The sequence below is a fragment of the Pseudomonas sp. GL-R-26 genome, assembly GCF_019947365.1.
Classification (GTDB): domain Bacteria; phylum Pseudomonadota; class Gammaproteobacteria; order Pseudomonadales; family Pseudomonadaceae; genus Aquipseudomonas.
Genome location: NZ_JAGYGI010000006.1, coordinates 44,823 through 71,102, shown reverse-complemented (window position 1 = coordinate 71,102; position 26,280 = coordinate 44,823). Strand labels below are relative to the sequence as shown.

Here is a 26,280-nt window from a genome sequence, read left to right as displayed (position 1 = left end):
CGAAATGACCTCGCAACTGACCGGACTGGTGAATCAGGTGTCCGACCAGGCCAACCGTTCGGACCAGGCCATGGAACGCCAACGTCACGAAACCGATCAGGTGGCCACGGCGATCAACGAAATGTCGGCCGCCGCCCAGGAAGTGGCCAAGAGCGCGCAGAACGCCGCGGTGGCAGCCCAGCAGACCGACGAAGAAGGGCAGGCGGCCAAGCGTGTGGTGGCCGGCAGTATCGAGAAGATCCATGCCCTGGTGGACGACATCCGCAGCAGCGGCGTGTCCCTGGACAGCCTGCAAAAAGACGTGTCGTCGATTGTCAGCGTGCTCGGGGTGATCCGCTCGATTGCCGAGCAGACCAACCTGCTGGCGCTTAACGCGGCCATCGAAGCCGCCCGGGCCGGCGAGGCCGGGCGCGGTTTTGCGGTGGTGGCCGATGAAGTGCGGGCGCTGGCCAGCCGCACGCAAATCAGCACCCAGGAAATCCAGGGCATGATCGACCGTTTGCAGGCCGGCACCCAGTCGGCGGTAGAGGCGATGCGCCGCTCCAGCGAGGCCGGCGACGGCACCTCGGCCCAGGCCAACGAGGCGGGGGCTTCGCTGGACACCATGGCCCAGCTGATCGCGACCATCAATTCGATGAACGCGCAGATCGCCAGTGCCGCCGAAGAACAGACTGCCGTGGCCGAAGAGATCAACCGCAGCGTGCACCAGATTGCCGTGGCGGTGGACAACGTCGCCGACGAAACCCAACTCGGCGCGCAGACTTCACGCAGCCTGGCCGATCTCGGCCAGCGCCTGGGCAGCCTGGTCGGGCAGTTCCGGATCTGACTGGTTTGCAATCTGTAGGGTTGTGACTGGCAGGAGCGACAGCCACTACACTTGTTCTGTGCATCCGAGCACTGGACGACCTTGCTAGAGGAGTCAGCCCCATGATTGACCGCGAAAGTATCTGCGATTGCCCGAAATGTTCCTGCAAACTCGGTGAACATCCGATTGCCCGTCACGGCAAACACTACTGCTGTGAGGCCTGCGCCAAGCACCATGAACACGGCGAGGAATGCACCCATAAAGAGTGCAAGTGCGCTCATGGCTGACAACCGCGAATGAAAAGTGGAGCCTAATCCGGCTCCACTTCCAGCCTGAGGCTGTCATCTTCCAGGCGTTCGCTGTGGCGCACGGTGCCTTGCAAGCGCCGCCCTTCGACCCGTAGCACCAGGGTCCTGGCTTGCTCCAGATCTTCCGGCAGTGGCGCCGGGACGCGTATGGCGAAGCAGAATGGGTCATTTTCGACCTGTTCCAGGCCGATCCGGCACTCGGCGCTCTTGGTGATGCGACCGTTCGGCGTGTCCAGACCGTAGTCCAGCTGCGCAGGGCTGTAGACGGGTGTTGTGCTCATATCCCTTCCCCCGAACCTGATGGTTACCGGATATTAGTTCGCCGGCCGCCACTTGACGTTTTCCACGCCGAACTTTTCAGCCATCGGCTTGCTGGTCTTTTGCACCTTCTCGCGTCCGAACCGGGGGATTCGCCCCACCCCCGCGTCACAGCTCGCCCAATGCCAGGCTTCTGCGTTATCCATTTTTTCCAGGCGGATGATGAATGACTTCGGATCGCCATGGAGGGTGTACTCGACGACGAATAATTTTGCACTGTTCATAAAGCCCCGGTTCCTCCCTGCTGTACATAGAAGGATCGCGCGCCATCGGGAAAATTCACTCGGCTTGTCGGAAAGCGGCAGTTGCTGGCGACAAGTTCGGCGCCCCGTTACCATGGAAGCTTCCCGTACCCCCAATGAACATTGACCATGGCCCTCGCCGCACCGCCTGACCTGAGTGATACCAATGTGCCTGTGCAACCGCTGGCTCGCACCTATCCGCGCGGGTTGTACATCGAGCCCCATGAGCACGTCTGGGGCCAGTTGCTGTATGCGATGAGCGGGGTGATGTGGGTCGAGACGCCGCATGAAGCGCTGGTGGTGCCACCGCAGCGGGCGGTGTGGTTGCCGCCCGGCGTGCCCCACGGGATTCGCGTGGTATCGGACCTGCAGATGCGCAATATCTACCTGCGGCCGTCCCTGGCCGCGACCCTGGATGACAGCGTTCAGGTGATCGAGGTCGGCGGCTTGCTGCGCGAGCTGATTGTCAGCCTGGTGGAGCAGGGTAACGACGGGTCGCCCGAGTATTACGACGCACTGGTGGGCCTGGCGCTGCTGGAGCTCAAGCGGGCCAGGCGTTCGTTGCTGAAAATCCCGCTGCCGGACGATTCCGACCGGCGATTGATGAATTTGTGTCAGGCGGTCATGGCTGCGCCTTCACTGGACATTCCTTTCGAACAACATGCGGACAACGCCGGAGCCAGCGTGCGCACCCTGGCGCGGCTGTTCAAGGACGGTTTGGGCATGGGCTTCGCCGAGTGGCGGCGTCAGGTGCAACTGGCGACGGCGGTGGCCGAGTTGATCCAGGGCGTACCGGTCAGCGCGATTGCCCGGGAGCTGGGCTATTCGCCGAGCAGCTTCAGCGACATGTTTCGCCGTGAGCTGGGCGTTGCCCCTTCGCAGTTTCCGGCGGCGCAACGCCAGGACTGAACTCGTCGAGGCCAGGCTTTGGCCGAAATTCAGAAGCACTTGGCCGATGCTCGCAGGCGTCGCCCCCTAGACTCAGCGCATACCTCAATTGCTCCCGGAGTCCGCCATGAACTACCTCGTGTCTGTGGCCATCGGTCTGGGCGTCGGTCTGCTCTACGGCGCCCTGGATTTTCGTTCCCCCGCACCCCCGGCCATCGCGCTGGTGGGCCTGCTCGGCATGCTCGCCGGCGAAAAGCTCTGGCCGATGGGGCGGGGGCTGGTGGCTGGCTGGATCTCCTGAACCCTTTTCGACTCGATGGATACGCCCATGAAAGCTCTGCAATTCGATAAAACCGGTGATCTCTCGGCCCTGCGCTACGTCGAGGTGCCTACGCCCGTGCCCGGCGTCGATGAAGTGCTGGTCGAGATCAAGGCCGCCGGCCTCAACCCCAGCGATGTGAAGAACGTGCTGGGGCGTTTTCCCTACACCACCTTGCCGCGGATTCCCGGTCGAGACTTTGCCGGAGTTGTCGTGGCCGGCCCGCAGGCGCTGATCGGTCAGGACGTCTGGGGCACGGGCAAGGAACTGGGTTTTTTCGCCGACGGTTCCCACGCGCAGTTCGTCAAGCTGCCGGCCAATGGCGTGGCGCTCAAACCCACGCACCTGAGCTTTGCCCAGGCCGCCAGCCTCGGCGTGCCGTACACCACGGCGTGGGATGCACTGGAGCGCAGCCTGGTGACGGCCGAAACCCGATTGCTGGTCATCGGTGGCGGGGCAGTTGGCAGTGCCGCGCTGGCCTTGGCCAAGGTGCGCGGTGCCCGGGTGCTGGCGGCCGCGCGGCGTCCGGAACAGGTCAAGGACTTGCAGGATCAGGGCTACCAGACCCTGCAACTGGATAAACCCGAAGACCTCGGGGCTCAGGTCAACGCCGTCTATGCCGGCGGCGCCGACGTGATTTTCGACACCACCGGTTTCTGGCTGCCGGCCTCGGTACCCGCCCTGGCCACGTTCGGCCGCATCGCGATCATTGCAGCACCCGTGGACGGTCACGTGCAGTTGCCGGCCTTGGCGTTGTATCGCAAGGGTGGCTCGGTGGTGGGGATCAACTCGCTGCTGTACGGCGTGCAAGCGTGCGCAGCGATGCTTGACCAGTTTGGCAAGTTCTTCGATCAGGATTTGTTGCCCCTGCCACAAGGCTTGTTCGAGTCGCCTTTGGCCGAAGGGCTGGAGCGCTATGCCGAAGTGAATCAAGGCAGCGGTGACAAGGTGATTCTGCTGCCATAACCCACAGGGGCACTGCTCAACACTGCATCTCCTACAAAGAAAAAGGCGCATTTGCTGTAGGATTGGTTACCTAGACTCCAAGAGGTAACCCCATGAGCGAGCCGATTCGCCTGACCCAATACAGCCACGGCGCCGGTTGCGGCTGCAAGATCTCCCCCCAGGTGCTGGAAGTGATCCTGGCCGGCAGCGGGGCGCAGAACCTCGACCCGAAGCTTTGGGTCGGCAACGCCTCGCGCGATGACGCGGCGGTGTATGCCATCGATGAGGAACGCGGCGTGGTCTCGACCACGGACTTTTTCATGCCGATCGTCGACGATCCCTTCGATTTCGGCCGAATTGCCGCCACCAATGCCATCAGCGACATCTATGCGATGGGCGGCGATCCGTTGATGGCGATTGCGATCCTGGGCTGGCCGGTGAACGTGTTGGCGCCGGAAGTTGCCCGGGAAGTGATACGCGGCGGTCGTTCGGTGTGTGACGAGGCGGGCATCCCGCTGGCAGGCGGGCACTCCATCGACGCGCCAGAACCGATCTTTGGCCTGGCTGTCACCGGCCTGGTGGAAAAGCGCCACATGAAGCGCAACGATACCGCCACCGCCGGTTGCCTGCTTTATCTCACCAAGCCCTTGGGTATCGGCATCCTTACGACTGCCGAGAAAAAGGGCAAGTTGCGTCATGCCGACATCGGCCTGGCCCGGGACTGGATGTGCACCCTGAATAAACCCGGCAGCCGTTTCGGCAAGCTCGACGGCGTGACCGCGATGACCGATGTCACCGGTTTCGGCCTGCTCGGGCACCTGGTGGAAATGGCCGACGGCAGCCAGCTCACGGCGCGCATTGAATATGACCGCGTACCGCGCCTGCCGGGGGTCGAGTATTACCTGGAACAGGGCTGCGTACCCGGCGGGACTCTGCGCAATTTCGACAGCTACGCCAGCAAGCTCGGACGCCTTCAGGAGCTGCACAAACGCGTGCTCTGCGACCCGCAGACCAGCGGTGGCCTGTTGATTGCCGTGACGCCGCAAGGCAACGAGCAATTCCTTTCGGTGGCCGCCGAACTGGGCCTGAGCCTGGAACCGATCGGTGAACTGGTCGAGCGACAGAGCAACGCGGTCGAGGTGTTTTGATGTTCGTCGACTGCACTGATTACCGCGACATCTTCCTCAACGACCGGCCAATGATGGATGCCCGCGCGCCTGTCGAATTCAACAAGGGCGCGTTTCCCGGCGTGATCAACCTGCCGTTGATGAATGACCATGAGCGCCAGCGGGTCGGCACCTGCTACAAGCAGCACGGCCAGCAAGCGGCCATCGTGCTGGGGCATCAACTGGTGTCGGGCGCGGTCAAGGCCGAACGCATCCAGGCCTGGGCCGATTTTGCCCGGGCGCATCCGGATGGATTGTTGTATTGCTTTCGCGGCGGTCTGCGCTCGCAGATAGTCCAGCAATGGCTCAAGGACGAGGCCGGCATCGACTATCCACGGGTGGGCGGTGGCTACAAGGCCATGCGCACCTTTCTGCTGGACACACTCGATCAAGCCGTGACCCAGTGTGATTTCGTCCTGTTGGGCGGGATGACCGGCACCGGCAAAACCGAGGTGCTCACGCAACTGGGCAACGCCGTGGACCTTGAAGGTCATGCCAACCATCGCGGCTCCAGTTTCGGCAAGCGCGCCACGGGCCAACCCTCGAACATCGACTTCGAAAACCGCTTGGCCGTAGACGTGTTGAAAAAACGCGCACGGGGCATCGAGCAGTTCGTACTGGAAGACGAAAGCCGTGCGGTGGGCAGTTGTGCGCTGCCGTTGCCGCTGTACCAGGGCATGCAGCAGTTCCCGATGGTGTGGCTGGAAGACAGCCTGGAAGGTCGGGTCGAGCGGATCCTGCGCGATTACGTGGTGGATCTGTGCGCCGAATTCATCGACGTGCATGGCGAGGAGGGCTTTGCGTTGTTTTCCGAACGCTTGCTGGAAAGCCTGAACAATGTGCAAAAGCGCCTGGGTGGTGAACGTCATCGACGCTTGCTGGTCTTGATGGAGGATGCGTTGGCCGAGCAGGCCCGCAGTGGCGCGGTGGATCTGCACCGGGGCTGGATCGAAGGGCTGCTGTGCGAGTATTACGATCCGATGTATGCGTTTCAGCGGGAGAAGAAAGACGCGCGGATCGAGTTTGCCGGGGAGCGAGGGGCGGTTCTTGAGTATCTGCGCGAGCGGGGCAGCCAGCGAGGGTGATGTAGCCTGTGCCGGCCTCATCGCGAGCAGGCTCGCTCCTACATTGGATCTGCGCCGTACACAAAAACTGTGTTCACCGAAGATCACTGTAGGAGCGAGCCTGCTCGCGATGAGGCCCGATCAGGCAATGCACAACTCAGGTCGGGCAGGTTTCTGCGCCGTTATCCAGGCCTTGCTTGTACACATGGCTCTGCAAACTGGCCTTGCCGTTGTGCCAGGTCAGGGTCAGTACATACAGCGAGTCGTAGTCGCTGGACTCCCAGTCGTCGATGATCTTCGCATCCTTGCCGGTGGCTTCGCCGGCCACCGTGTTGATCAGCTCTGGCAGGTAACCGTGGGACCAGGCCGTGTAGATGACCGAGTTGTGGTACTTGTCGTGGAGCAGCTCATCGGCCAGGTCACTGGTGTCATTGGCGGAAAAGTTGATGTTCACCGGCAGGCCCAGCTTGATGGCGCTGGGGCTGATGGTCATCAGTGGGCGGATATAACTGTAGGAATTGTCGAGCTCGCCTTCCTCGACGTTACGGGTCGGGTTGGCCGCGAACACATAGTTGGCCTTGCCGAACTTTTCCGGCAGCAGTGTGGCCAGGTCGATGGCGCGGTTCAGTCCCCGGCAATTGAGCTGGCCCAGGCCGCCGGCGGGTTTTTCCCCGTGGCGCAGGAAGACCAGCGTCTGGGTGCCATCCATCGGTTGGGCGCGACTCAGGCCGGGCTCCAGCGACAGGAACATCGCGCTGACCACCAAGAGGGCGGGCAACAAAAGGTAGGCGCGATATTTAAAGCGTTTGGCAAAATTGAACAGATTCATGAATAAAAGGATCTTCAGCGCAATTCGGTTAAGGCTGACAAACCTTTACACCTCGATTGTCCTGCGTCGGGTGTTTTCCATGTCATTGAAGCCAGTCCTTTATCAAAGGGGTGGTGCTCTGAGTCCCCTGAACCCGTTTGGTTCGATTCCGGCCGAGTGCGCGGCAATGTATCGGTAACCTTCACGGGTTTGCAGCCAAGGTTATCGACAGGATGTTGCACAAATGTGGACACAATACACCGGATGGTATTGAAACAGTGGTGATCTCTTTTGATCTCGCCTATCAGCGAGATCGATGGCTTCAAGGGATCGCTGAGCCGATATCTACATTATGATCGTCACTCTCAATGTCTTCGTGGATCCCGCCCATGACCGATTTGTCCGCTTTCCCCATCACCCGCAAATGGCCTGCCCAGTATCCGGAGTGGATTCAGCTGTACTCCTTGCCGACCCCCAACGGCGTCAAGGTCTCGATCATGCTTGAAGAGATCGGCCTGCCGTATGAGCCTCACCGGGTAGGCTTCGACACCAACGACCAGATGTCCCCGGAATTTCTTTCACTCAATCCCAACAACAAGATCCCGGCGATCCTCGATCCCCACGGTCCGGACGACCTGCCGCTGGCGCTGTTCGAATCGGGAGCAATTCTGATCTACCTGGCCGACAAGAGCGGGCAACTGCTGGCCCAGGAGTCGGCTGCGCGCTACGAAACGATCCAGTGGCTGATGTTCCAGATGGGCGGCATTGGCCCGATGTTCGGCCAGCTCGGGTTTTTCAACAAGTTCGCCGGCAAGGACTACGAAGACAAGCGTCCCCGTGACCGCTACGTCGAGGAAAGCAGGCGCCTGCTTAAGGTGCTGGACGGCCGTCTGCAAGGGCGCGACTGGATCATGGGCGAGCGCTACACCATCGCCGACATCGCCACCTTCCCGTGGGTGCGCAACCTGATCGGCTTCTATGAAGCCGGCGATCTGGTGGGCATTCAGAACTTCCCTAACGTCACGCGGGTGCTGGAGCGTTTCCTGGCGCGGCCGGCGGTGGTGCGTGGGTTGCAGATTCCGAGCCCGGTAGCGAGCTGATACACCGCTCCCACAGAGGGGCAGTGCTGGATGCCAGTATTGTTGCCCAGCCTGCAAGAGTTTGTTGATCACCCGGGGTTTGTGCCCAGCGCCGCGCAGGGCATAAGCTTCGCCTCCCTACGACGTTCGTCTCGTCCTCTGAAATCCAGGAATACCCATGTCCAGTCAGTTCCCCGAAGCACGCCCACGCCGTCTGCGCCGCAATGCGAGCCTGCGCAGCCTGTTCCAGGAGACCGAGTTCAGCCTGAACGACCTGGTGCTGCCGATTTTCGTCGAAGAAGAAATCGACGACTTCGTGCCGATCAAAAGCATGCCGGGCGTGATGCGCATTCCCGAGTCGAAACTGGCCGGCGAGATCGAGCGCTACGCCCGTGCCGGGATCAAGTCGGTGATGACCTTCGGCGTGTCCCATCACCTGGACAGCAGCGGCAGCGACACCTGGCGCGATGACGGCCTGGTCTCGCGCATGTCGCGCATCGCCAAGGACGCAGTGCCGGACATGATCGTGATGTCCGACACCTGCTTTTGCGAGTACACCGACCACGGCCATTGCGGCGTGCTGCACAACCATGAGGTCGACAACGACCAGACCCTGATCAACCTCGGCAGGCAAGCCGTCGCGGCAGCCCGTGCCGGTGCCGATGTGATCGCCCCCTCGGCAGCGATGGACGGGCAGGTCCAGGCGATTCGCCGGGCCCTCGATGACGCCGGGTTTACCCAGACGGCGATCATGGCCTATTCGACCAAATTCGCCTCGGCGCTTTATGGCCCGTTCCGCGAGGCGGGTGGCAGTGCGCTCAAGGGCGACCGTAAAAGCTACCAGATGAACCCGATGAACCGCCGCGAAGCGGTGCGCGAATCGTTGCTCGACGAACAGGAAGGCGCCGATGCGCTGATGGTCAAGCCGGCCGGTGCGTATCTGGACATCATCCGCGACATCCGCGAAGCCTCGCGCCTGCCGCTGTCGGCCTATCAGGTGAGCGGTGAGTACGCGATGATCAAGTTTGCCGCCCAGGCCGGGGCCATCGATGAAGACCGTGTGGTGCGCGAGAGCCTGGGGGCGATCAAGCGGGCCGGGGCAGACCTGATCTTTACCTATTTTGCGATGGATCTGGCCTTGGCCGGGATCTGATAATCACTCTATAACCCTGTAGGAGCGAGCCTGCTCGCGAAAGCGGAGTGTCAGTCAACATGATTCTGACTGATCCACCGCTATCGCGAGCAGGCTCGCTCCCACAGGGGAATGTGGTGTTTTCAGGTCGCGCCAAAAAACGTCCGGATCCCGTGATCGCGGAAGTACCGTTCGATCACTTTCGGGTCCGAGCAGGTTTCGGCAATCGCCACATAGGTATCGGGCCGCAGCAGATAAAAGCCGTTGCGCCCCAGGCCCGCCGCTTCGAACGCCGGTCGCCAGTCGAACACATGCAGCGGCAGATGGTGCTCGTGGCACCAGGCGATCATCTCGTCGCTGGTGTCGCCATAGACATGCACCTGCCAGGTCAGGCACTTGAGCGACTCGAAATTATCCCCCTCACCGTCATGGGCCCAGGGCAGGCGATCACCGCCATGCACACGCCCGGCAACGCCCGTGCTCAACGGCATGCCACGATAATTCAGGGTGATCTGCGACACCGTGCGAAACAGGAACTGGCGGGAGGCTTCGAACGAGGTCATTTTCGGTAACAAGAACGGCGCCAGGCGCGTACGCAGCAAATCGGCAATCGGCCCGTCGGCGGTGACGAACGTGAAGACCCGGTCGGTGGTCGCCACCAGTTTGCGCGCAAACGCGATGCGCTCGGTTTCATAGGTGTCGAGCAGCCTGGCCTCGGCACCGCCGCTCAACACGGCCGCCAGTTTCCAGGCCAGGTTGATGGCATCGCCAATCCCGGTGTTCATGCCCTGGCCGCCCGCCGGGCTGTGCACATGGGCGGCATCACCCAGCAAAAACGCCCGGCCGTTGCGGAAGTGATCCGCCACCCGATGATGCACGCGGTAGGTCGAGAACCAATTCAGTTGCTCGATCTTCACCTTCATGTGCTCGATGGCCCGGCTGCTGACGTCCTCGAAGCGCAGGGTCTCGGCGTGTTCGGCGCGCTCGTCGCGCACCGTGCCGATCAGCCGGGCACGACCACTGTCGCCCAGTGGGAACACGGCGAGGAAGTCCGCCTCGTCGAGATCCACATGCAGTTCGCCGTTGAATGTCGGGCCGCTGGCCTGCACGTCGGCGACGTAGAAAATCTGCTGGTAGGTCCCGCCGGGAAACCCGGTATCCAGGGTCTTGCGCACAATCGACCGGGCACCGTCGCACCCGGCCAGGTAACAGGCCTGGCAGGTTTCCTGCTGACCGTCGGGCAGGTTCAGCGTGGCCGTGATGCCGTCTGCGGTTTGCTCGAAGCCTGCCAGTTCAGTGTTGCGTTCCACCGTAATGCCGAAGGCTTCCAGACGCTCGATCAGCAGCCGTTCGTGTTCGTCCTGGGGGAATATCTCGAGAAACGAGTAGGGCGTCAGGCCTTCACCGATCTGAGACAGGGGCAGGCGCGCCACGGGCTCACCCTTGACCCAGAAGTTGCCGGCCTTTACTTGATGGCCGTGTTGCACCACGGCGTCGTCCAGTCCGAGCTGGCGATACAACTCCAGCGTCCGTGCCTGGACGGCCAGCGCCCGGGAGGTGGTGCCGGGGGCCGAGGTTTTGTCGACGATCCGCACGCGCACGCCCAGCTTGCTCAGCCACAACGCCAGGACCAGCCCGGTCGGGCCGGCGCCGATGATCAACACGTCGCTGCGGTGCATGACCTGTCCTCCTCGCTGTGTGAATCAAGTATGGTCCAGTCGGGGAGGGCGGCAACCGTCAGACTGCCACGGACGTAGCCGCTGACCTGCCATTGGTCGTATGGTTGGCCCGGACCAACGGATTAGATGGAACGACATGCAAATCAGATTGATCACAAGCGTCGCCGTGTTGCTGGTATTGGCCGGTTGCGGCAGCCAACGGACCCAGGAACCGGCGGCGCGCAGCCCGGCCGAAGTGAAGGCCGAGATTATGCGTTTGCTGCCGACCAAGGCTGCCGATCCCCAGGGTTGGGCCACGGATATCCAGGTGGCGTTTACCGCGCAAGACATCTCGGCGACCACGCAAAACCTGTGCTCGGTGCTCGCGGTGACGGAACAGGAGTCGACCTTTCAGGTCGATCCGAGCGTACCGGGCCTGGGCAAGATCGCCCGCGACGAGATCGACCGCCGTGCCGCCAAGGCACATATTCCCGGCCTGCTGGTGAGCGGTGCGTTAATGCTCGATTCGCCCAACGGCAAAAGCTACAGCAGCCGCCTGAATGCCGCGCGCAGTGAAAAGGAACTGAGCGCCATTTTCGACGACTTCATCGGCATGGTGCCGATGGGCAAGAAGCTGTTCGGCGGCTTCAACCCGGTGCATACCGGCGGGCCGATGCAGGTCAGCATTGACTTTGCCGAGCAGCAGGCCAAGGGCTATCCGTACCCGGTGAAGGGCTCGATTCGCCATGAAGTGTTCACCCGGCGCGGCGGCATGTATTTCGGCATCGCGCATCTGCTCGGGTATCCGGTGAGTTACCCACAGCCGCTGTACCGCTTTGCGGACTTCAACGCGGGTTGGTACGCCAGCCGTAACGCCGCGTTCCAGAACGCGGTGAGCCGGGCTTCCGGTATCCCGTTGGCGCTGGATGGCGACCTGGTGAACTACGGTTCGATCATGCCCGGCACCACGGAACTGGCTGTGCGCAGCCTCGGCAAGCAACTGGACATGCGCAATCCGACGATCCGTGAGCAACTGGAAGAGGGGAAAACCCTGGGGTTCGAAGACAGCAAACTCTATCGGCGGGTTTTCGAACTGGCCGAACGGGCCGAGGGCCGGCCGTTACCCCGTGAAGTGTTGCCCGGGATCGTGCTGCAAAGCCCGAAAATCACCCGCAAACTCACCACCGCGTGGTTCGCCAAGCGAGTCGATGAACGCTACCAGCGCTGCATGGCGCGGGCAGTGCAGTAATCGCGACGTATAAAAAAGCATAAAAAACCCGGCGGGTGAGGCCGGGTTTTCATTGAGTTCTGCGGTCAAGCACTGCATTCAGACAGCGCGGCTTTCGATCAGACGGTCCGAGCCACCTTCAGCGACACGGTTTTGCAGGAGCTTGTCGGAACCGCCTTCAGCGACGCGGTTTTGCAGCAGTTTGTCGGAACCACCTTCAGCGACGCGGTTTTGCAGGAGCTTGTCGGAACCGCCTTCAGCGACACGGTTTTGCAGCAGCTTGTCGGAACCGCCTTCGGCAACACGTTTTTCCAGCAGGCGATCCGAACCACCCTCGGCCACACGGCTTTCAATCAGACGATCCGAGCCGCCTTCAGCGACCACAGGTTGAGCAGAGTTTGCGGCGAAAGCGTTAACTGCGAAAACCGAGAAAGCGATGCTGAGGAGGGTCTGGCGTTTCATGATCGTGTGCTCCGGGGTGCTTATGGGTTGGTATGGAGCAGATGTTACGCCGGGGATTTTTTAAGAGAACTTCATTGAAGTGATGGTGAACATCGACGGCAATGATAGGTCCGACGCCACACCTCTTGTGAGCGTGATGGTGCGATCGTCGGATGGCCACTGTGTGGCGGGCGGCGGCTTCTACACTGGTTAGCTGGCGCGTTCCTCTGCCGCGACGGTCGATGTGGCCCGGCAGAGGTCGCGGTATGCAAGGAGACGTTTATGCACCAGCTCTACGGCCATCTGAACTCCGGAGCGGCGGCTATCGAAGCAGCCCTTGAGCTCTGCGATGTTCCTTATCGCTTCATCGATGTCGAGACGTCCGCGGAGGCGGCCCAGGCGCTGGAAAAACTCAACCCGCTCAAACAGATTCCGACCTTGCAGCTACCCGATGGCAGTGTCCTGACCGAGAGCGCGGCGATCCTGATCCACCTCGGGCTGAGCTTTCCCGCATCGGGATTGTTGCCGCAGGATCCGGCCGAGCGGGACCAGGCCATTCGCGGCATGGCGTACATCGTCAGCAATTGCTATGCGGCCATCGGCATCATTGATTACCCCGAACGCTGGTTGGCCGAGGCGGATGAGTCGTCCAGGCAGAACCTCATGGAGGGCGCCCGCCGGCGCCTGCACTGGAGTTGGGAGGTGTTTGCCGATCAGTTCTCGGGCGAGTTGTACCTGGGCAGCGAGAAACCCGGGGGCCTGGATGTGCTGGCGGCAGTGATCTCGCGATGGGCGGGCAGTCGGGAACATTTGCGCAACGCCCGGCCGGGGTTTTTCGCCTGGCTGGAACGCATCGACCGCCACCCGGCACTGGCACCGGTGTTCGCCCGGCATTGGCCGGTCTGAACACCGAAGATCCCTTGTGGGAGCACGCCTGCTCCTACAAGGGATCTTCGGTGTGTCGACTTATTCCCCGCGAATGTACTGTTCCAGCTGCTTGATCAGTTCAGCCTGTTCGGCAATCGCTTCCTTGACCAGGTCGCCAATCGACAGCAGGCCGATCAATTTGCCGCCTTCGACCACCGGCAAGTGACGCAGGCGTCTATCGGACATGATGCCCAGACAGGTATCCACGGTTTGGTGGGTGTCGACGGTAATCACCGGCGAAACCATGATGTCGCGCACCGGCGTGCCCACCGAAGAGCGGCCGTGCAGCACCAGTTTTCGCGCGTAGTCCCGTTCGCTGATAATGCCCAGCACTTCATCATTCTCCACCACCAGCAAGGCGCCGACGTTTTTCTCGGCCATCTTCATCAATGCTTCGAGCACCATGTGGTCGGGTTTGATCTGGTGCACTTCCTGATTCTTCTGATCTTTGAGCTTGAGCAGTTGGGCGACGGTTTTCATGGTGGTTACTCGGGTGTTGTCGTTGTTCTTGAAGAATCGTAGACGCGAGCGTTCAGGGCAAGGGCGAAAGCGGCAGTTAACACGTAAAAAACGTCATTCGACGGTTTTTCTTTGGCAAACCACACATTTCAGGCCAATAGATTACTTGTGGGCCAGAGATACCGGGGCCATACGCGCTATCGCGACTGATGACGGGTAGAATCCCCCTCTGAATCAGTTTCGAGGTTTGCAGTGGTGGATCTACAGCAGGGCTTCGTCCTGACCCGGCATTGGCGCGACACCCCGGCCGGTACGGAAGTCGAATTCTGGCTGGCGACCGACAGCGGTCCCCGGCGTATCCGCCTGCCTCACCAACCATCGGTGGCGTTCATCCCCGCTGCGCAGCGTCAGCCCGCCGAAAGCGTTTTGCATGACGAGAAGAACGTCGAGCTCAAGCCCCTGGCCCTGCAGGATTTCGAACATCGCCCGGTCCTCGGTCTTTACTGCCAGCAACATGGCCAGTTGATGCGCCTGGAAACCGCGCTGCGCCGGGCCGGTGTCGAGGTGTTCGAAGCCGACGTGCGCCCGCCGGAACGCTACATGATGGAACGTTTCATCACCGCACCGGTGCGCTTCAGTGGCACGCCGAATTCCGAGGGCCTGCTGCTCGACGCGCAGATGAAACCCGACCCCGATTACCGGCCAAGCCTGAAACTGGTGTCCCTGGACATCGAGACCACCGCCCAGGGCGAGTTGTATTCCATCGCATTGGAAGGCTGCGGCGAGCGTCAGGTGTACATGCTCGGTCCGCCCAACGGCGACGCTAGCCAGGTGGATTTCCAGCTCGAATACTGCGATTCGCGGACCCTGTTGCTGAAAAAGCTCAACGACTGGTTTGCCCGGTTCGACCCCGACGTGATCATCGGCTGGAACGTTGTGCAGTTCGACTTGCGGGTGCTCCACGAACACGCCCGACGCCTGGCGGTGCCGTTGAAACTGGGGCGTGGCGGCGAGGAAATGCAGTGGCGTGAACACGGCAGCGGCAACCATTACTTCGCTTCAGCCGCTGGCCGCTTGATTATCGACGGTATCGAGGCCCTGCGTTCGGCGACCTGGAGCTTCCCCTCGTTCAGCCTGGAAAACGTCGCGCAAACCTTGCTCGGCGAGGGCAAGTCCATCGACAACCCGTACCAGCGCATGGACGAAATCAATCGTATGTTCGCCGAGGACAAACCGGCGCTGGCCACATACAACCTCAAGGACTGCGAACTGGTCACGCGGATTTTCGCCAGGACCGAGTTGCTCACCTTCCTGCTGGAGCGGGCCAGCGTCACCGGTTTGCCGGCCGATCGCATGGGCGGTTCGGTGGCGGCGTTCACGCACCTGTACATGCCGCTGATGCACCGTCAGGGTTTCGTTGCACCCAACCTCGGCGGCAAGCCACCGCAAGCCAGTCCCGGCGGGTTTGTCATGGATTCGCAACCGGGGTTGTACGAGTCGGTGCTGGTGCTCGACTACAAAAGCCTCTATCCGTCGATCATCCGCACCTTCCTGATTGACCCCGTGGGGCTGATTGAAGGGCTCAAGCATCCGGACGACAGCGAGTCGGTGCCGGGTTTTCGTGGCGCGCGCTTTTCTCGCACCCGACATTGCCTGCCATCCATCGTCGCCCGGGTGGCCGAAGGCCGGGAAACTGCCAAGCGCGAACACAACGCACCGCTGTCCCAGGCGCTGAAAATCATCATGAACGCCTTTTACGGTGTGCTCGGCTCCAGCGGTTGTCGCTTCTTCGACACGCGCCTGGCGTCGTCCATCACCTTGCGCGGACACGAAATCATGCTGCGCACCCGCCAGTTGATCGAGGCCCAGGGGCATGCGGTGATTTACGGCGACACCGACTCGACCTTCGTCTGGCTGCGTCGCGCTCATGGCCAGCAGGAGGCGGCGCAGATCGGCCATGCGCTGGTGGCGCACGTCAATCAGTGGTGGCGCGAGCACGTGCAGCAGGAATACGGCCTGCAGAGCGTTCTCGAATTGCAGTTCGAAACCCACTACAAGCGTTTTTTGATGCCGACCATTCGCGGCGCCGAAGAAGGCAGCAAGAAGCGCTACGCCGGGCTGGTCACCCGGGACGACGGCAGCGACGAAATGGTCTACAAAGGCCTGGAAACCGTGCGCACCGACTGGTCGCTGCTGGCCCGGCAATTCCAGCAAGAGCTGTATTCGCGGATCTTCCTGCGCAAGCCCTACCAGGACTATGTGCGTGACTACGTGCGCAAGACCCTGGCCGGCGAATTCGATGACCGGCTGATCTACCGCAAACGCCTGCGCCGCACCCTCGATGACTATCAGCGCAACGTACCGCCCCATGTGCGCGCGGCGCGCCTGGCCGACGAGTACAACGACCGGCAGGGCCGCCCGCGCCAGTACCAGAACGGCGGCTGGATCAGCTACGTGATCACCGTCGCCGGCCCCGAACCGCTGGAAGTGCGTAGCGCGCCCATCGATTACGACCACTACATCACCCGGCAGCTGCAACCGGTGGCGGACGCGATACTGCCGTTTGTCGACGACGACTTCTCAACCCTGATTGGTGGGCAACTGGGCCTGTTTTGAGTCCATCAGCGACAGGGTCCAGTCATCCAGGATGCCGTGGAAGTACTGGTTCAAGGCTTGCTGGAAAAGGCTGTCGGCGTCGGCGACCTGGGCAAACAGGGTCATCGAGGAGTGAAACTTCAGGTCGTCGGGATGACCGAAAATCCCCGCTACCGAGCGCTCCCGGATGTTCAGCACTTCCTGGGTACAGGTGCGCAGCCGGGCGCCCAGTAACGGATGCTCAAGGTAGGCCAGGGCTTCCTCCCGCGAGCGGATGGCAAAGCGGCGCGACATCTCGCTGCCGCCGAGCCCGGCAAACTGCGGAAAAATGAACCACATCCAGTGACTGCGCTTGTGTCCGTTGTTCAGCTCGTTTTGAACCCGCTCGAATACCGGTTCCTGAGCCTGGAGAAAACGTTGCAGATTGAACGGGTCCAGGTGGTCGGTGCTTCTCATGACGAAGCTCTCTGACAGACTGCGGTGGTTCAGACCATGGCCAGCCGCTGTTTGCGTTGTGGCGCGTGAAACGCTTGGTCCAGCGCCTCCAGATCCCCGGGCTCAAGCTGCAACATGGCGGCCTGGGCGTTGAAGCGTACATGTTCGAGTCGGACCGCCTTGGGGATGGCGATCACTCCCTCCTGACGCAGTATCCATGCCAGTGCCACCTGTGCCGGTGTGACGCCGTGACGGGCGGACACTTGCCTGAGCGTAGTATTGGCGAGCATTTTACCGCCCTGGCCAATCGGGCAGTAAGCCATGACCGGCAGCCGCCGTTGCTGGCTCCAGGGCAGCAAATCAAATTCTATGCCCCGTTGTTCCAGGTTGTAGAGCACCTGATTGGTGGTACAGGCCGGAGCTTCCAGTTCCAGCAGGTCGTCGAGGTCGAAGTTGGACACGCCCCAACGGCCGATCTTGCCGGCTTCGCGCAAGCGCTCGAAGGCGTCGACGGTTTCTTCCAGGGGATACTGGCCGCGCCAATGCAACAGGTACAGGTCGATATAATCGGTGCCAAGCCTGCGCAGGCTGCGCTCGCAAGCCAGGGGAATGCCCTGGCGGCTGGCGTTGTGCGGGTACACCTTGCTGACCAGAAAGACGCTGTCGCGCTGACCGGCGATGGCATCGCGGACCACTTCCTCGGCGCCGCCTTCGGCGTACATCTCAGCGGTGTCGATCAGGGTCATGCCCAGTTCGATGCCCAGGCGCAGTGCCGCGACTTCTTCCGTGTGCCGTGAACGGTCTTCGCCCATCTGCCAGGTCCCCTGGCCGATGACCGGAACCCGGGTGCCGGCCAGTTCAAGCGTGCGCATGCAAAACCTCCTTTATGAATGCCGATGGTTGTTTCAGTGGGCAGCAGAATAGTCCATCGGTTCCGCCACAGGCTGTGATCTCTTGTACTGCACCCTGCCGGTGATCGATTGCTCTGTGCCGATACTGCACTTTTTCGAAATGTCCGGCTCTATCCATGGCAGCCTGCGGCGATCCCCACCGTAGGCCCATGCCCAAGTCCAAGAACCCATGGCTCGAGTTTCACCCGCGATCACCACTAAAATCCGCCGTCATTGCCTGCTGCTGGCAGGTCTGTCGATGTTCTTCGTCACCGGTTGCAGCCAACAGCAGGGCGGCGACATCATCAACCAGATGCGCGAAGGCAAACCCCAGGAGTTCCTGCAAACCAGCGTCGACCGTATGGCCACCCTGACCATGCGCGACAACCTCGACAGCCTTTACCTGTTGATGAGCAAGCTCTACCTGCGTAACCCCGATGAGTTGAAAAAATCCGGTTTCCTCGATGCCCGCACCGCCGGCAAGCAAGTGCGCATGGCCATTGAGCTGCAGCAGCCATTACCGACCCTGGGCGGCAAAAAGGACCTTGCGGCCCTGAGGTTTGCCATGAGCCCGGAGTTTCTCGGCGACCGGGTCGGGGCGTTCATCTATGCCATCGGCAGCATGCTGGTGACCGCCCATGGCAATCGCCTCGAGTTCTACATGACCGATACGATCAACCCGGTGTTCGTCAGCAATGCCGCGCGCAACATCGAGATCGCCACCTGGATCCTCAGCCAGCGACAGAACAAAGAGGGCCTGCCCTTGCTGTTCTCCAACGAAATCTCGGAGGAGGGCAGCAACCTGAGCTTCGCCGTCGAGTTCGGCAAGATCGTCGCCCGGCTGGACCTGCTGACCCAGATGCTCGACGAACGCTACCGGCGCATCGGCCTGAACTATGCCCAGAGCCTGCTGTTCCTGAATTTCCTGCCGGTTCAGTGAGCACGACACATATTCCTTGTGGGAATTGAATTCAGGGTATAAAGATAGATCGCATCGATATAACTGGTTATAAGAAATATCGCTATGCTGCGGGCCAGATTTCCCTTGTGATCTTTGTGGACGTATTCATGGATTTAGTGAACATCGGGTTGGTCGTTGCCGGGCTGGTCGTCGGCTTCATCGTCGGCATGACTGGCGTGGGTGGCGGGTCGCTTATGACGCCGATCCTGCTAGGGTTCGGCATCAACCCGGCGACGGCCGTCGGTACCGATCTGCTATACGCCGCCATCACCAAATCCAGCGGTGTACTGGTTCACCGCAAGAACAACAACATCGACTGGGCGATTACCGGCTGGTTGACCTTGGGCAGCGTGCCTGCGGTGGCGTTGACGCTGTGGTTTCTCAGCACCCTGCACAGCGCCCCCGAGGCGATGAACGCGATCATCAAGCAGGCCCTCGGTTTTGTGTTGTTTGCCACGGCACTGGCGATCCTGTTCAAGAAGCGCCTGCTCGACTTCGCCCACAAACGTGCGGGCGGCAACTACAACCCCAGCGGATTGCGCTTGAATGTGATGACGGTCATCACCGGGCTGGTCCTTGGCACCATGGTCGCGCTGACGTCCATCGGCGCCGGTGCACTGGGCACCGTGGCACTGTTCATCCTCTATCCGATGCTGCCGACCCGCCGCCTGGTGGGGACTGAAATCGCCCACGCCGTGCCGCTGACCCTGGTCGCGGGGCTTGGCCATGCCAGTATGGGCAACATGGATTGGCACGTCCTGGGTTACTTGCTGGTGGGCTCGTTGCCGGGGATTTACCTGGGCAGCCACCTGACCGGGCGCATCTCCGACGAATTGCTGCGCCCTTGCCTGGCGACCATGCTGTTGTTGATCGGCTACAAACTGGCGTTCTGATTCAAGCCGCCACGAAAGCTTCATTCGCGGGTGAGTATTTCCAGCAGATGCCCGTCCGGGTCATCGAAATACACCCGCCGTCCTCCCGCGTAATCATTGATCTCCCTCAGTCGCTGCTTGCCCGGGTCGGCCCACCACGGCTGACCGTTGGCTTGCAGGCGTGCGAAGGCCGCATCGAAATCCTCGTCACCCAGCAAGAATGCGTAATGCTGAGACGCTATCGGCGGGTCGTTGTCGTAGAAGTCCAGCGACACGCCGTTATCCAGTTTGACGATCAGCATGGGCCCAAAGGGCTGCGGGGCGGGCAGGCCAAGGAGGCTGGCCAGGAAATTCGCCGAAACCTGCTTGTCCCGGCACCAGACGATAGTGTGATTCAACTGAGTGCTCATGGGCAAGTCCTCACGACGGATCAGGCGGGTTGTCATGAGTCTTCAGATTAGCCCAGCCTGTTGCGCAATGACCGCCCTGACCTAAGCTTGGGGCAAGGCGAAAAATATTTGCGGTACGTCACCCGGAACGATCGCCGCGATGCGCAATCATTAGAGCGTGGATATCAGAAGGAGATGCGCATGCTCATCAGGTCACTGACCCTGGCTACTTTGCTGGCGATTGCCGGCACCTCGTTCGCCGCCGATGGCGACTCACCGCTGGACATGGACAAGGGCAGGGCTCGGCCACTGATTGTCATCGCTCCGAGCACGGTTGATCCGAACTGGGTCGGCCTGAAAAAGTCTCTGGATGAGCCAGCCAACCGCAAGGGTTTCACCGACCGCAACATGGTGCTCTACACCGTGCTCAACCTGATGGGCCAGCGCGACGGCAAAGACCTGGGGCCACAGGACACGGCGGCGCTGATCCGCTCGCTCAAGCTGGGTGCTGGCGCCAAGACCAAGGTGATCCTGGTCGGCAAGGACGGCGAAAAGAAACTTGAGCAATCGGACGCCTTCAAGCTGGACGAGATTTTCAGCGCTGTCGATCAGTTGCCGGCGGCCGAGAAAGAATTTACCGCAACCGTGGCCGCTCCCGTTGCGGAAGCGGAACCAGCGGTCAAAGGCGCCAAGCCCGGGAAAAACAGCAAACCGGCCAAGCCCGCCAAGCCGCCTGAAATGCCGGATGATTGATTCCTGTTGCAGCGAGCACAGCCTGTGTTCGCTGCGCAGCAGCGTTACCCGTATCTGTAGAGCCGCTGACTCTGGCTCAAGGTTGAGCCAGAAATTGATGGATGACATTGACCAGCACGGGTGAAAACGGCTGAAGACATTGCGCCGCGTCGGGAACCTTCAGATCCTCCAAAAGCAGGCTTAGAAGTTCTTCGTCTTCAAATTGCAGGTCTTCGGGAGGTACGCTCAGGCTATAAATGAGCACATCAACCATCGCTTTTCGTTTGCCAACAAGTCCTTTGTTACTTTGCTCGGTATGACCCAGATTCAATGTCTGAATTGTTACCTTGGCCCGCTCGGTCTTTCCCGCGACCAGGCCGGACAAGTAGAACTTCAATTCGGACTCGCATTCGGCCATCAAGGGTGTAAGCGGCAATACTCGTGTTCCTCGACCATGACCGCATTGGTGCGGGTGTTGGCAACTGGCGACGATGTTGGAAAAGTCCAGGGTTCGATTCGGCGCACGATCCTGAGCTTCAAGGTGTTCGTTGTGAGCGCTGTCAACGGTGATCGACTGACAGCAATACGCGCATAAGCCGTATTGTTCCGAGATACAGGATGAACGAATGGATCGACTTTCATCCGGCGGTAAGTCCCGGTAACGCAACGTTCTGTTCGAGTGTTTAAAACGAGTTAACGAGTGAGGCTCCATGCCTTTGTCGATCTTACGCACGACGTAGCTCCAACTTACGGATCAACAAAGCCGCCTTCGCCAACTCCAGATGTCCTTCTGGCAGCTCTAGAGAAAGCTCGGAATACAGTTTCTTCGCACCGTCCAGATCACCATCCTGCAAATGCTTGAGCAATAGATTCAGACGTTGTTGCACTTCGCTGTTACGCACATCAGTGTCCATGACTTCCAGAAGCACCTGGTTGGCATCCAATCCATACAGGCCATTGTGTTCTTGCAGTTCCCCATCATTGAGTACGTAGCACAGCACGTCTTTCGCGTCGCTGATGACCAGTGGCGAGTGGGTTGTCAGGACAAACTGGCAATTGGGGAAAGTCTCGCTCAATTGCCGAATCAAACTGCGCTGCCATTTGGGGTGCAGGTGCAAATCGACTTCGTCGATCAAGACGATGCCGTCACCTTCCAACGGATTGCTCAAAGACTGGTTCATCATCGCTAACCTGCGCGCGATGTCGCCGACCAGAGCCATCATCGACTTCTCACCCTGCGACAGCTGGGAGACATTCAGCGTTACGCCGTTTTTGTCGATGGCCATGTGCAGGCGCGGTTTGCGTTGCACTCGCAGGTTGCTGAAGCCGGGCATGAACGCGGCGATGGCGGAACGAACTGCGGTCAACTGACGATCCCGGGAAGAAGCTTTCAACTGGGAAAGGGTTTTCCAGATGTCGCTGTCCTTGCCGAATTTTGCGGAAATTTCGGCGAGCGCGGTGTCGGACACGCCGGTTTCGTTTTCACTGTCTTCGCGTTCACGGAACCACTCGAAGAAGCGTCGAAAGTCGACCCCACGATTCAATGCATTGTCATAGCCGTCGAGTTGGTCGAAGGAGTGTTTGGTACGGATTTTTAGGGGGATTTCTAGGACTGAGCGTTCGACCGGATAGTAGGCGATCAGGGGGAGAGAAGCTTTTCCGTTGGCTGTGAGTTGGTTGCGGTAATGATCCGCTAGGCGAGTGGCATCTACTAACTCGCTATGTACGGCGGACTTTCGTCCTTTTCTCCCGCGAGCAGTGTTCCAAGTGAAAACAATATCCTCAGGGACCGGAGGACTTGTACGTGCCTGGGAGCGGTCAACTACGGCAATCGAAACAATTGCAACTGTAGCGCCGTTGCGAATGTCTTCATTTGTAAGGTAGCTGCCAATACCTTTCTCAGTACGGATCCTGGCGACTAGCCAGCTCAGAGATGTGGCCAATGATTTTAAAAGGGTGGTTTTCCCGGCACCGTTGTTTCCCACAAGCACCGTCACATTTGAGCGGTGTTTGGGGGTGGGGGCCAGGTAAATGGTCATATCGGTGAAGCGACCGACATCCTTGAGCTGAAAGCTGAAAATTTCCATTACAACGCCCTTTTAGGGTCAGTCGGTTTGAATAGGTGAGCGCGCATTATGTCATTCCCGGCAACGGATTGATCCGATGCCGTTCGCAGGCTTGGGAGGCTCAATAGATACAACGGTTTCACCCGCATCACAACGGTCATGAGCAAAAAGGTGTTTGTAACTGGATGCTCAGAAAATCGAGCGTAGGCAAAGGACTTCAGTTGCGTCGGAAATTTCCTGCATGACGTGGCGCACCCCGTGAACTGGTGCACATTGGGCCGTTTCGATAACCTTCTTTAGCCGCTGCAAATCAGCGGCCGGATGTGGAAGTCCGTTGGTTCAAGCCATCTACCAATGCCCCTAAAGCGCAAGTCGACATTTTTTATGTCAACATCGCCGCGTTTTGGCGGCTGTGCGCGGGAGCACTTTCGAGTGCACCGGGTTTTGGTGGATTGACCTGGACTTCCACACCTGCGTACAGCTGCCACCCTCATGTGGAAGTGAGATGGGTAGTTTTCTCAATAATCCCCAATGGTACTTCTTCATGAAAAAGCTAAGTCCGAATCCCCCGGAATACCCATTCGACTCAGATTTACCACTGTCAGACATCACCGAACCCACCGTCAGCGCTCGCTTGCGCAACCCCAAGCACGCCGACCCGGTCAGCCACATCTTCACCATCCTCCCAAACGTCGACACCCCAACGCTGCTGTGCCACGCCTGTGAAACCCTCGCGTCCCTGAACGTGCTGGTCACTGATCTGGCCTGCAAGCTGGAAAGCTCCAACCGCAATGTGGCCCTGTCGATTCAGCAATTGGCAGTCGTGGGCGAGTTGTTGGTGAACCGCGCGCTGGACAATATCGACCCGCCCGAAGGTGTGCCGATAAAGTAAAAAAGGCGACCTCTAGAGGTCGCCCTTATCTGTGGAGAAGGCGGCAAGGCTTATTGAGTCAGGTCGCTCAGAATCCGATGAGCAATCCTGACCCGCTCTGCATTGGGATAATTCTTGTTGGCCAGCATCACAATGCCGATGTCCTTCGATGGCACGTACGCCACATAAGCCCCAAAACCACCGGTTGAACCTGTCTTGTTGATCAGCACGTCCTGCGGCTGCGCTTGTGGCGGGTTCAGCCACCGGACTTCATGGGCTTGCATGGCCATCGGCGTGGAGTTGCCGTCCAGCAAGCGATCCAGTGTGATCGGGTAGCGATACATCTCCCAGCCCAGGCCCTGGGTCATATCGCCAACGGTGTAGTAACCGCTATGGGTCAGGGCGATGGCCTGCTGCAATGGCTTTTCCAGGGACGCCGGTTTCATGTTTGCACCGACGTAGGCCAGCAAGTCCGCGGCGCTGGTTTTCACCCCGTACGCCTCGGAATCCAGCGCACCCGGAGTGACCCGTACCGGTTTGCCGTCCTTGTTGTAGCCCTGGGCGTACAGCGCCATCTGATCCTGCGGCACGTGCACATAGGTGTGCTTGAGGCCCAGTTTCGGCAGCAGGGTTTTCTCCATCAGCTCATCAAACGGCTGGCCCATGCTTTGGGCGGCGAGGTAGCCGAACAGGCCAAGGCTGGGGTTTGAATACAGTCGGTGGCTGCCGGGGGCGTAGAGCGGTTTCCATTGTTTGTAGTAGCCGAGCATTTTGTCGGCAGAATCAGATTCAGCAGGAAATTGCAGCGGTAAACCGCCAGCGCTGTAGGTGCCCAGTTGCAGCACGCTGATGTGGTCGAACGCACTGCCGCGCAAGGCCGGCAGGACCTGACTGGCCTTGTCCGACAGGGACAGCTTGCCCGTGGTCTGGGCGTAGGCGGCGAGGGTGGCGGTGAAGGTTTTGCTGACGGAGCCGATTTCGAACAGGGTGTCTTGCGTGACGGGGTTGCCGGTTTCTTTCGAGGCGACGCCATAGTTGAAGTAATGCGCTTGGCCGTTGACGGTGACTGCCACGGCCATGCCGTGAATGCCCTCGGCTTGCATCACCGGTTGTACAGCGGCGTTCACCACTGTCTCGATTTGATCCTGTGCCACGCATTGGCCCGCGGCGAATATCGCCATGCAAGCGGCGATGGTTTTCAGCCTGTCCATGTTGGTTTCATCCGTCGTTGATTCAGTTGCGCGCCATTTTAGGGCGTGAAGCGCCATGCTCCGAGCGCTTTTTAAAATAGGCCGCCAACAGGCGGCCACGCGCAACCGTCAACTCAACGCACCAGGCACGGCCGCTTGTTATCGAACTTCCAGCCGGGAATCAGGAACTGCATTGCCACGCTGTCATCCCGCGCCCCCAGGCCCATGCCTTTGTACAGTTCGTGAGCTTTGGCGACCTGATCCATGTCCAGCTCCACCCCCAGCCCCGGTTTCTGCGGCACCTGCACACAGCCGTCGACGATTTGCAGCGGGGACTTGGTCAGGCGCTGGCCGTCCTGCCAGATCCAGTGGGTGTCGATGGCGGTGATCTCGCCCGGCGCGGCCGCTGCGACATGGGTGAACATCGCCAGGGAAATGTCGAAGTGGTTGTTGGAGTGCGAGCCCCAGGTCAGGCCCCACTCGTGGCACATCTGCGCCACGCGCACCGAGCCTTGCATGGTCCAGAAGTGCGGGTCGGCCAGGGGAATGTCGACCGACTGCAACTGGATCGCGTGGCCCATTTCCCGCCAGTCGGTGGCGATCATATTGGTCGCGGTTTTCAGGCCCGTGGCCCGGCGGAACTCGGCCATGACTTCGCGACCCGAGTAACCGTTTTCCGCCCCGCACGGGTCTTCGGCATAGGCCAGCACGCGGTGCTGGTCGCGGCACAGACGGATGGCTTCTTTCAGTGACCAGGCGCCATTCGGGTCGAGGGTGATGCGCGCATCGGGGAAGCGTTCGGCGAGGGCCGTGACCGCTTCGATTTCCGCGTCGCCGCTGAGCACGCCGCCCTTGAGTTTGAAATCCTTGAAACCATACTTTGCGTGCGCGGCGACGGCGAGGCGCACCACAGCGTCGGCGGTCATGGCTTTCTCGTGCCGCACGCGGAACCAGTCGTTGTCGGCGTCCGGTTCGCGGCGGTAGGCGAGGTCGGTTGCGTTGCGATCGCCGACATAAAACAGATAGCCGAGCATCTTCACTTCATCGCGCTGCTGGCCTTCGCCGAGCAGGGCGGCTACCGGCACGTCCAGGTGCTGGCCGAGCAAGTCGAGCAATGCGGCTTCCAGTCCGGTGACGGCGTGAATGGTGATGCGCAGGTCGAAGGTCTGTAAGCCGCGGCCACCGGCATCGCGGTCGGCGAAGGTCTGGCGTACCTGATTAAGGATCTTCTGATAAGTGCCAATCGGGCTGCCGACCACCAGGCTGCGTGCGTCTTCGAGGGTCTGGCGGATGCGCTCGCCCCCCGGTACTTCGCCGACACCGGTGTGGCCGGCGTTGTCCTTGAGAATCACGATGTTGCGAGTGAAAAACGGGCCGTGGGCGCCGCTCAGGTTGAGCAGCATGCCATCGTGGCCGGCGACCGGAACCACTTGCATGCTGGTGATGACCGGGGCTTTTGCGGTGTCTTGTGGGTTCATATTCCAATCCTTAA

The 26,280-nt window shown here is 60.5% G+C and carries 29 protein-coding genes; 16 read left to right on the top strand and 13 right to left on the bottom strand.

The window, feature by feature from the left end; translation table 11 throughout:
- Positions 1-4 precede the first annotated feature (4 nt).
- Positions 5-826 (top strand): methyl-accepting chemotaxis protein, encoded by an 822-nt coding sequence (locus KGA96_RS29875; protein ID WP_411741588.1) that lies wholly within the window; start codon positions 5-7, stop codon positions 824-826.
- 101 nt (positions 827-927) lie between these two features.
- Positions 928-1,092, top strand: a complete 165-nt coding sequence (locus tag KGA96_RS08635) for a metallothionein (RefSeq protein ID WP_080925374.1) — start codon at positions 928-930, stop codon at positions 1,090-1,092.
- A gap of 23 nt (positions 1,093-1,115) precedes the next feature.
- On the opposite strand, the gene KGA96_RS08630 is transcribed toward KGA96_RS08635, so the two are convergent.
- Positions 1,116-1,394, bottom strand: coding sequence for a hypothetical protein (locus tag KGA96_RS08630; protein WP_046042807.1), 279 nt, complete (start codon positions 1,392-1,394; stop codon positions 1,116-1,118).
- A 33-nt stretch (positions 1,395-1,427) separates the two neighbouring features.
- Positions 1,428-1,655: a DUF6555 family protein gene (locus KGA96_RS08625; protein WP_046042806.1), complete on the bottom strand. Its 228-nt coding sequence runs from the start codon at positions 1,653-1,655 to the stop codon at positions 1,428-1,430.
- Positions 1,656-1,802: 147 nt separating this feature from the next.
- Here KGA96_RS08625 and KGA96_RS08620 point away from each other — a divergent pair, with 147 nt between their 5' ends.
- The 5 genes from KGA96_RS08620 to mnmH all read left to right on the top strand — a co-directional run bounded on the left by KGA96_RS08620 (position 1,803) and on the right by mnmH (position 6,076).
- Positions 1,803-2,582, top strand: coding sequence for an AraC family transcriptional regulator (locus KGA96_RS08620; RefSeq protein WP_046042804.1), 780 nt, complete (start codon positions 1,803-1,805; stop codon positions 2,580-2,582).
- Between the two features lie 106 nt (positions 2,583-2,688).
- Complete coding sequence (locus tag KGA96_RS08615) at positions 2,689-2,862, top strand: DUF1427 family protein (protein ID WP_008049832.1); 174 nt, start codon at positions 2,689-2,691, stop codon at positions 2,860-2,862.
- Between the two features lie 27 nt (positions 2,863-2,889).
- Positions 2,890-3,846 (top strand): zinc-binding alcohol dehydrogenase family protein, encoded by a 957-nt coding sequence (locus tag KGA96_RS08610; protein WP_046042803.1) that lies wholly within the window; start codon positions 2,890-2,892, stop codon positions 3,844-3,846.
- Between the two features lie 92 nt (positions 3,847-3,938).
- Positions 3,939-4,973: a selenide, water dikinase SelD gene (selD, locus tag KGA96_RS08605; RefSeq protein WP_046042802.1), complete on the top strand. Its 1,035-nt coding sequence runs from the start codon at positions 3,939-3,941 to the stop codon at positions 4,971-4,973.
- On the top strand, positions 4,973-6,076 hold the full coding sequence (gene mnmH / locus KGA96_RS08600; RefSeq protein ID WP_046042801.1) for a tRNA 2-selenouridine(34) synthase MnmH: 1,104 nt from the start codon (positions 4,973-4,975) through the stop codon (positions 6,074-6,076). The genes selD and mnmH overlap by 1 nt, the downstream gene beginning before the upstream one ends.
- Before the next feature lie 136 nt (positions 6,077-6,212).
- Here mnmH and KGA96_RS08595 read toward each other — a convergent pair whose 3' ends face one another.
- Positions 6,213-6,884: a hypothetical protein gene (locus KGA96_RS08595; RefSeq protein ID WP_046042800.1), complete on the bottom strand. Its 672-nt coding sequence runs from the start codon at positions 6,882-6,884 to the stop codon at positions 6,213-6,215.
- 368 nt (positions 6,885-7,252) lie between these two features.
- Here KGA96_RS08595 and KGA96_RS08590 point away from each other — a divergent pair, with 368 nt between their 5' ends.
- Both KGA96_RS08590 and hemB read left to right on the top strand, forming a co-directional pair.
- Positions 7,253-7,963, top strand: a complete 711-nt coding sequence (locus tag KGA96_RS08590) for a glutathione S-transferase family protein (RefSeq protein WP_046042799.1) — start codon at positions 7,253-7,255, stop codon at positions 7,961-7,963.
- A 157-nt stretch (positions 7,964-8,120) separates the two neighbouring features.
- Positions 8,121-9,095 carry a porphobilinogen synthase gene (gene hemB / locus KGA96_RS08585; RefSeq protein WP_046042798.1) on the top strand — a complete coding sequence of 325 codons (975 nt, stop codon included), beginning with the start codon at positions 8,121-8,123 and terminating at the stop codon, positions 9,093-9,095.
- A gap of 122 nt (positions 9,096-9,217) precedes the next feature.
- On the opposite strand, the gene KGA96_RS08580 is transcribed toward hemB, so the two are convergent.
- Complete coding sequence (locus KGA96_RS08580; protein ID WP_046042797.1) at positions 9,218-10,753, bottom strand: FAD-dependent oxidoreductase; 1,536 nt, start codon at positions 10,751-10,753, stop codon at positions 9,218-9,220.
- 136 nt (positions 10,754-10,889) lie between these two features.
- On the opposite strand from KGA96_RS08580, the gene KGA96_RS08575 reads away from it, so the two are divergent.
- Positions 10,890-11,981, top strand: coding sequence for a DUF1615 domain-containing protein (locus KGA96_RS08575; protein ID WP_046042796.1), 1,092 nt, complete (start codon positions 10,890-10,892; stop codon positions 11,979-11,981).
- A 78-nt stretch (positions 11,982-12,059) separates the two neighbouring features.
- Here KGA96_RS08575 and KGA96_RS08570 read toward each other — a convergent pair whose 3' ends face one another.
- Positions 12,060-12,422, bottom strand: a complete 363-nt coding sequence (locus KGA96_RS08570) for a hypothetical protein (RefSeq protein ID WP_046042795.1) — start codon at positions 12,420-12,422, stop codon at positions 12,060-12,062.
- 261 nt (positions 12,423-12,683) lie between these two features.
- On the opposite strand from KGA96_RS08570, the gene KGA96_RS08565 reads away from it, so the two are divergent.
- Entirely contained in the window at positions 12,684-13,307 is a 624-nt protein-coding gene (locus KGA96_RS08565; RefSeq protein WP_046042793.1) for a glutathione S-transferase, read from the top strand.
- 60 nt (positions 13,308-13,367) lie between these two features.
- Here the strand turns inward: KGA96_RS08565 and KGA96_RS08560 are convergent, their stop codons facing one another.
- Positions 13,368-13,808 carry a CBS domain-containing protein gene (locus KGA96_RS08560; protein ID WP_046042792.1) on the bottom strand — a complete coding sequence of 147 codons (441 nt, stop codon included), beginning with the start codon at positions 13,806-13,808 and terminating at the stop codon, positions 13,368-13,370.
- Positions 13,809-14,042: 234 nt separating this feature from the next.
- On the opposite strand from KGA96_RS08560, the gene KGA96_RS08555 reads away from it, so the two are divergent.
- Complete coding sequence (locus KGA96_RS08555; RefSeq protein ID WP_185754841.1) at positions 14,043-16,403, top strand: DNA polymerase II; 2,361 nt, start codon at positions 14,043-14,045, stop codon at positions 16,401-16,403.
- Here KGA96_RS08555 and KGA96_RS08550 read toward each other — a convergent pair.
- A complete protein-coding gene (locus KGA96_RS08550; protein ID WP_046042790.1) occupies positions 16,368-16,838 on the bottom strand; it encodes a DUF1810 domain-containing protein in 471 nt (156 codons plus the stop codon). The two genes, KGA96_RS08555 and KGA96_RS08550, sit on opposite strands and share 36 nt — an antisense overlap.
- 29 nt (positions 16,839-16,867) lie before the next feature.
- The gene (locus KGA96_RS08545) at positions 16,868-17,689 is read right to left on the bottom strand and encodes an aldo/keto reductase (protein WP_046042789.1); all 822 of its coding nucleotides are present in this window, start codon (positions 17,687-17,689) and stop codon (positions 16,868-16,870) included.
- A gap of 208 nt (positions 17,690-17,897) precedes the next feature.
- Here KGA96_RS08545 and KGA96_RS08540 point away from each other — a divergent pair, with 208 nt between their 5' ends.
- Both KGA96_RS08540 and KGA96_RS08535 read left to right on the top strand, forming a co-directional pair.
- Positions 17,898-18,647 (top strand): hypothetical protein, encoded by a 750-nt coding sequence (locus tag KGA96_RS08540; RefSeq protein WP_046042863.1) that lies wholly within the window; start codon positions 17,898-17,900, stop codon positions 18,645-18,647.
- A gap of 128 nt (positions 18,648-18,775) precedes the next feature.
- Positions 18,776-19,561 (top strand): sulfite exporter TauE/SafE family protein, encoded by a 786-nt coding sequence (locus tag KGA96_RS08535; protein WP_007988000.1) that lies wholly within the window; start codon positions 18,776-18,778, stop codon positions 19,559-19,561.
- 20 nt (positions 19,562-19,581) lie between these two features.
- On the opposite strand, the gene KGA96_RS08530 is transcribed toward KGA96_RS08535, so the two are convergent.
- Entirely contained in the window at positions 19,582-19,950 is a 369-nt protein-coding gene (locus KGA96_RS08530) for a VOC family protein (RefSeq protein ID WP_223512366.1), read from the bottom strand.
- 180 nt (positions 19,951-20,130) lie between these two features.
- Here KGA96_RS08530 and KGA96_RS08525 point away from each other — a divergent pair, with 180 nt between their 5' ends.
- The gene (locus KGA96_RS08525; protein WP_223512363.1) at positions 20,131-20,682 is read left to right on the top strand and encodes a DUF4174 domain-containing protein; all 552 of its coding nucleotides are present in this window, start codon (positions 20,131-20,133) and stop codon (positions 20,680-20,682) included.
- A gap of 76 nt (positions 20,683-20,758) precedes the next feature.
- Here the strand turns inward: KGA96_RS08525 and KGA96_RS08520 are convergent, their stop codons facing one another.
- The gene (locus KGA96_RS08520; protein WP_223512360.1) at positions 20,759-21,394 is read right to left on the bottom strand and encodes a retron system putative HNH endonuclease; all 636 of its coding nucleotides are present in this window, start codon (positions 21,392-21,394) and stop codon (positions 20,759-20,761) included.
- Positions 21,387-22,748, bottom strand: coding sequence for an AAA family ATPase (locus KGA96_RS08515; RefSeq protein WP_223512357.1), 1,362 nt, complete (start codon positions 22,746-22,748; stop codon positions 21,387-21,389). Before KGA96_RS08515 ends, KGA96_RS08520 begins: the two co-directional genes overlap by 8 nt.
- 523 nt (positions 22,749-23,271) lie before the next feature.
- Between KGA96_RS08515 and KGA96_RS08510 the strand changes: the two genes are divergently transcribed.
- The gene (locus KGA96_RS08510) at positions 23,272-23,619 is read left to right on the top strand and encodes a DUF6124 family protein (RefSeq protein WP_223512354.1); all 348 of its coding nucleotides are present in this window, start codon (positions 23,272-23,274) and stop codon (positions 23,617-23,619) included.
- Positions 23,620-23,669: 50 nt separating this feature from the next.
- On the opposite strand, the gene ampC is transcribed toward KGA96_RS08510, so the two are convergent.
- Both ampC and gudD read right to left on the bottom strand, forming a co-directional pair.
- Positions 23,670-24,779, bottom strand: coding sequence for a class C beta-lactamase (ampC, locus tag KGA96_RS08505; RefSeq protein WP_411741587.1), 1,110 nt, complete (start codon positions 24,777-24,779; stop codon positions 23,670-23,672).
- Positions 24,780-24,922: 143 nt separating this feature from the next.
- Positions 24,923-26,266 (bottom strand): glucarate dehydratase, encoded by a 1,344-nt coding sequence (gene gudD / locus KGA96_RS08500; RefSeq protein WP_046042785.1) that lies wholly within the window; start codon positions 26,264-26,266, stop codon positions 24,923-24,925.
- Between the last annotated feature and the right edge of the window lie 14 nt (positions 26,267-26,280).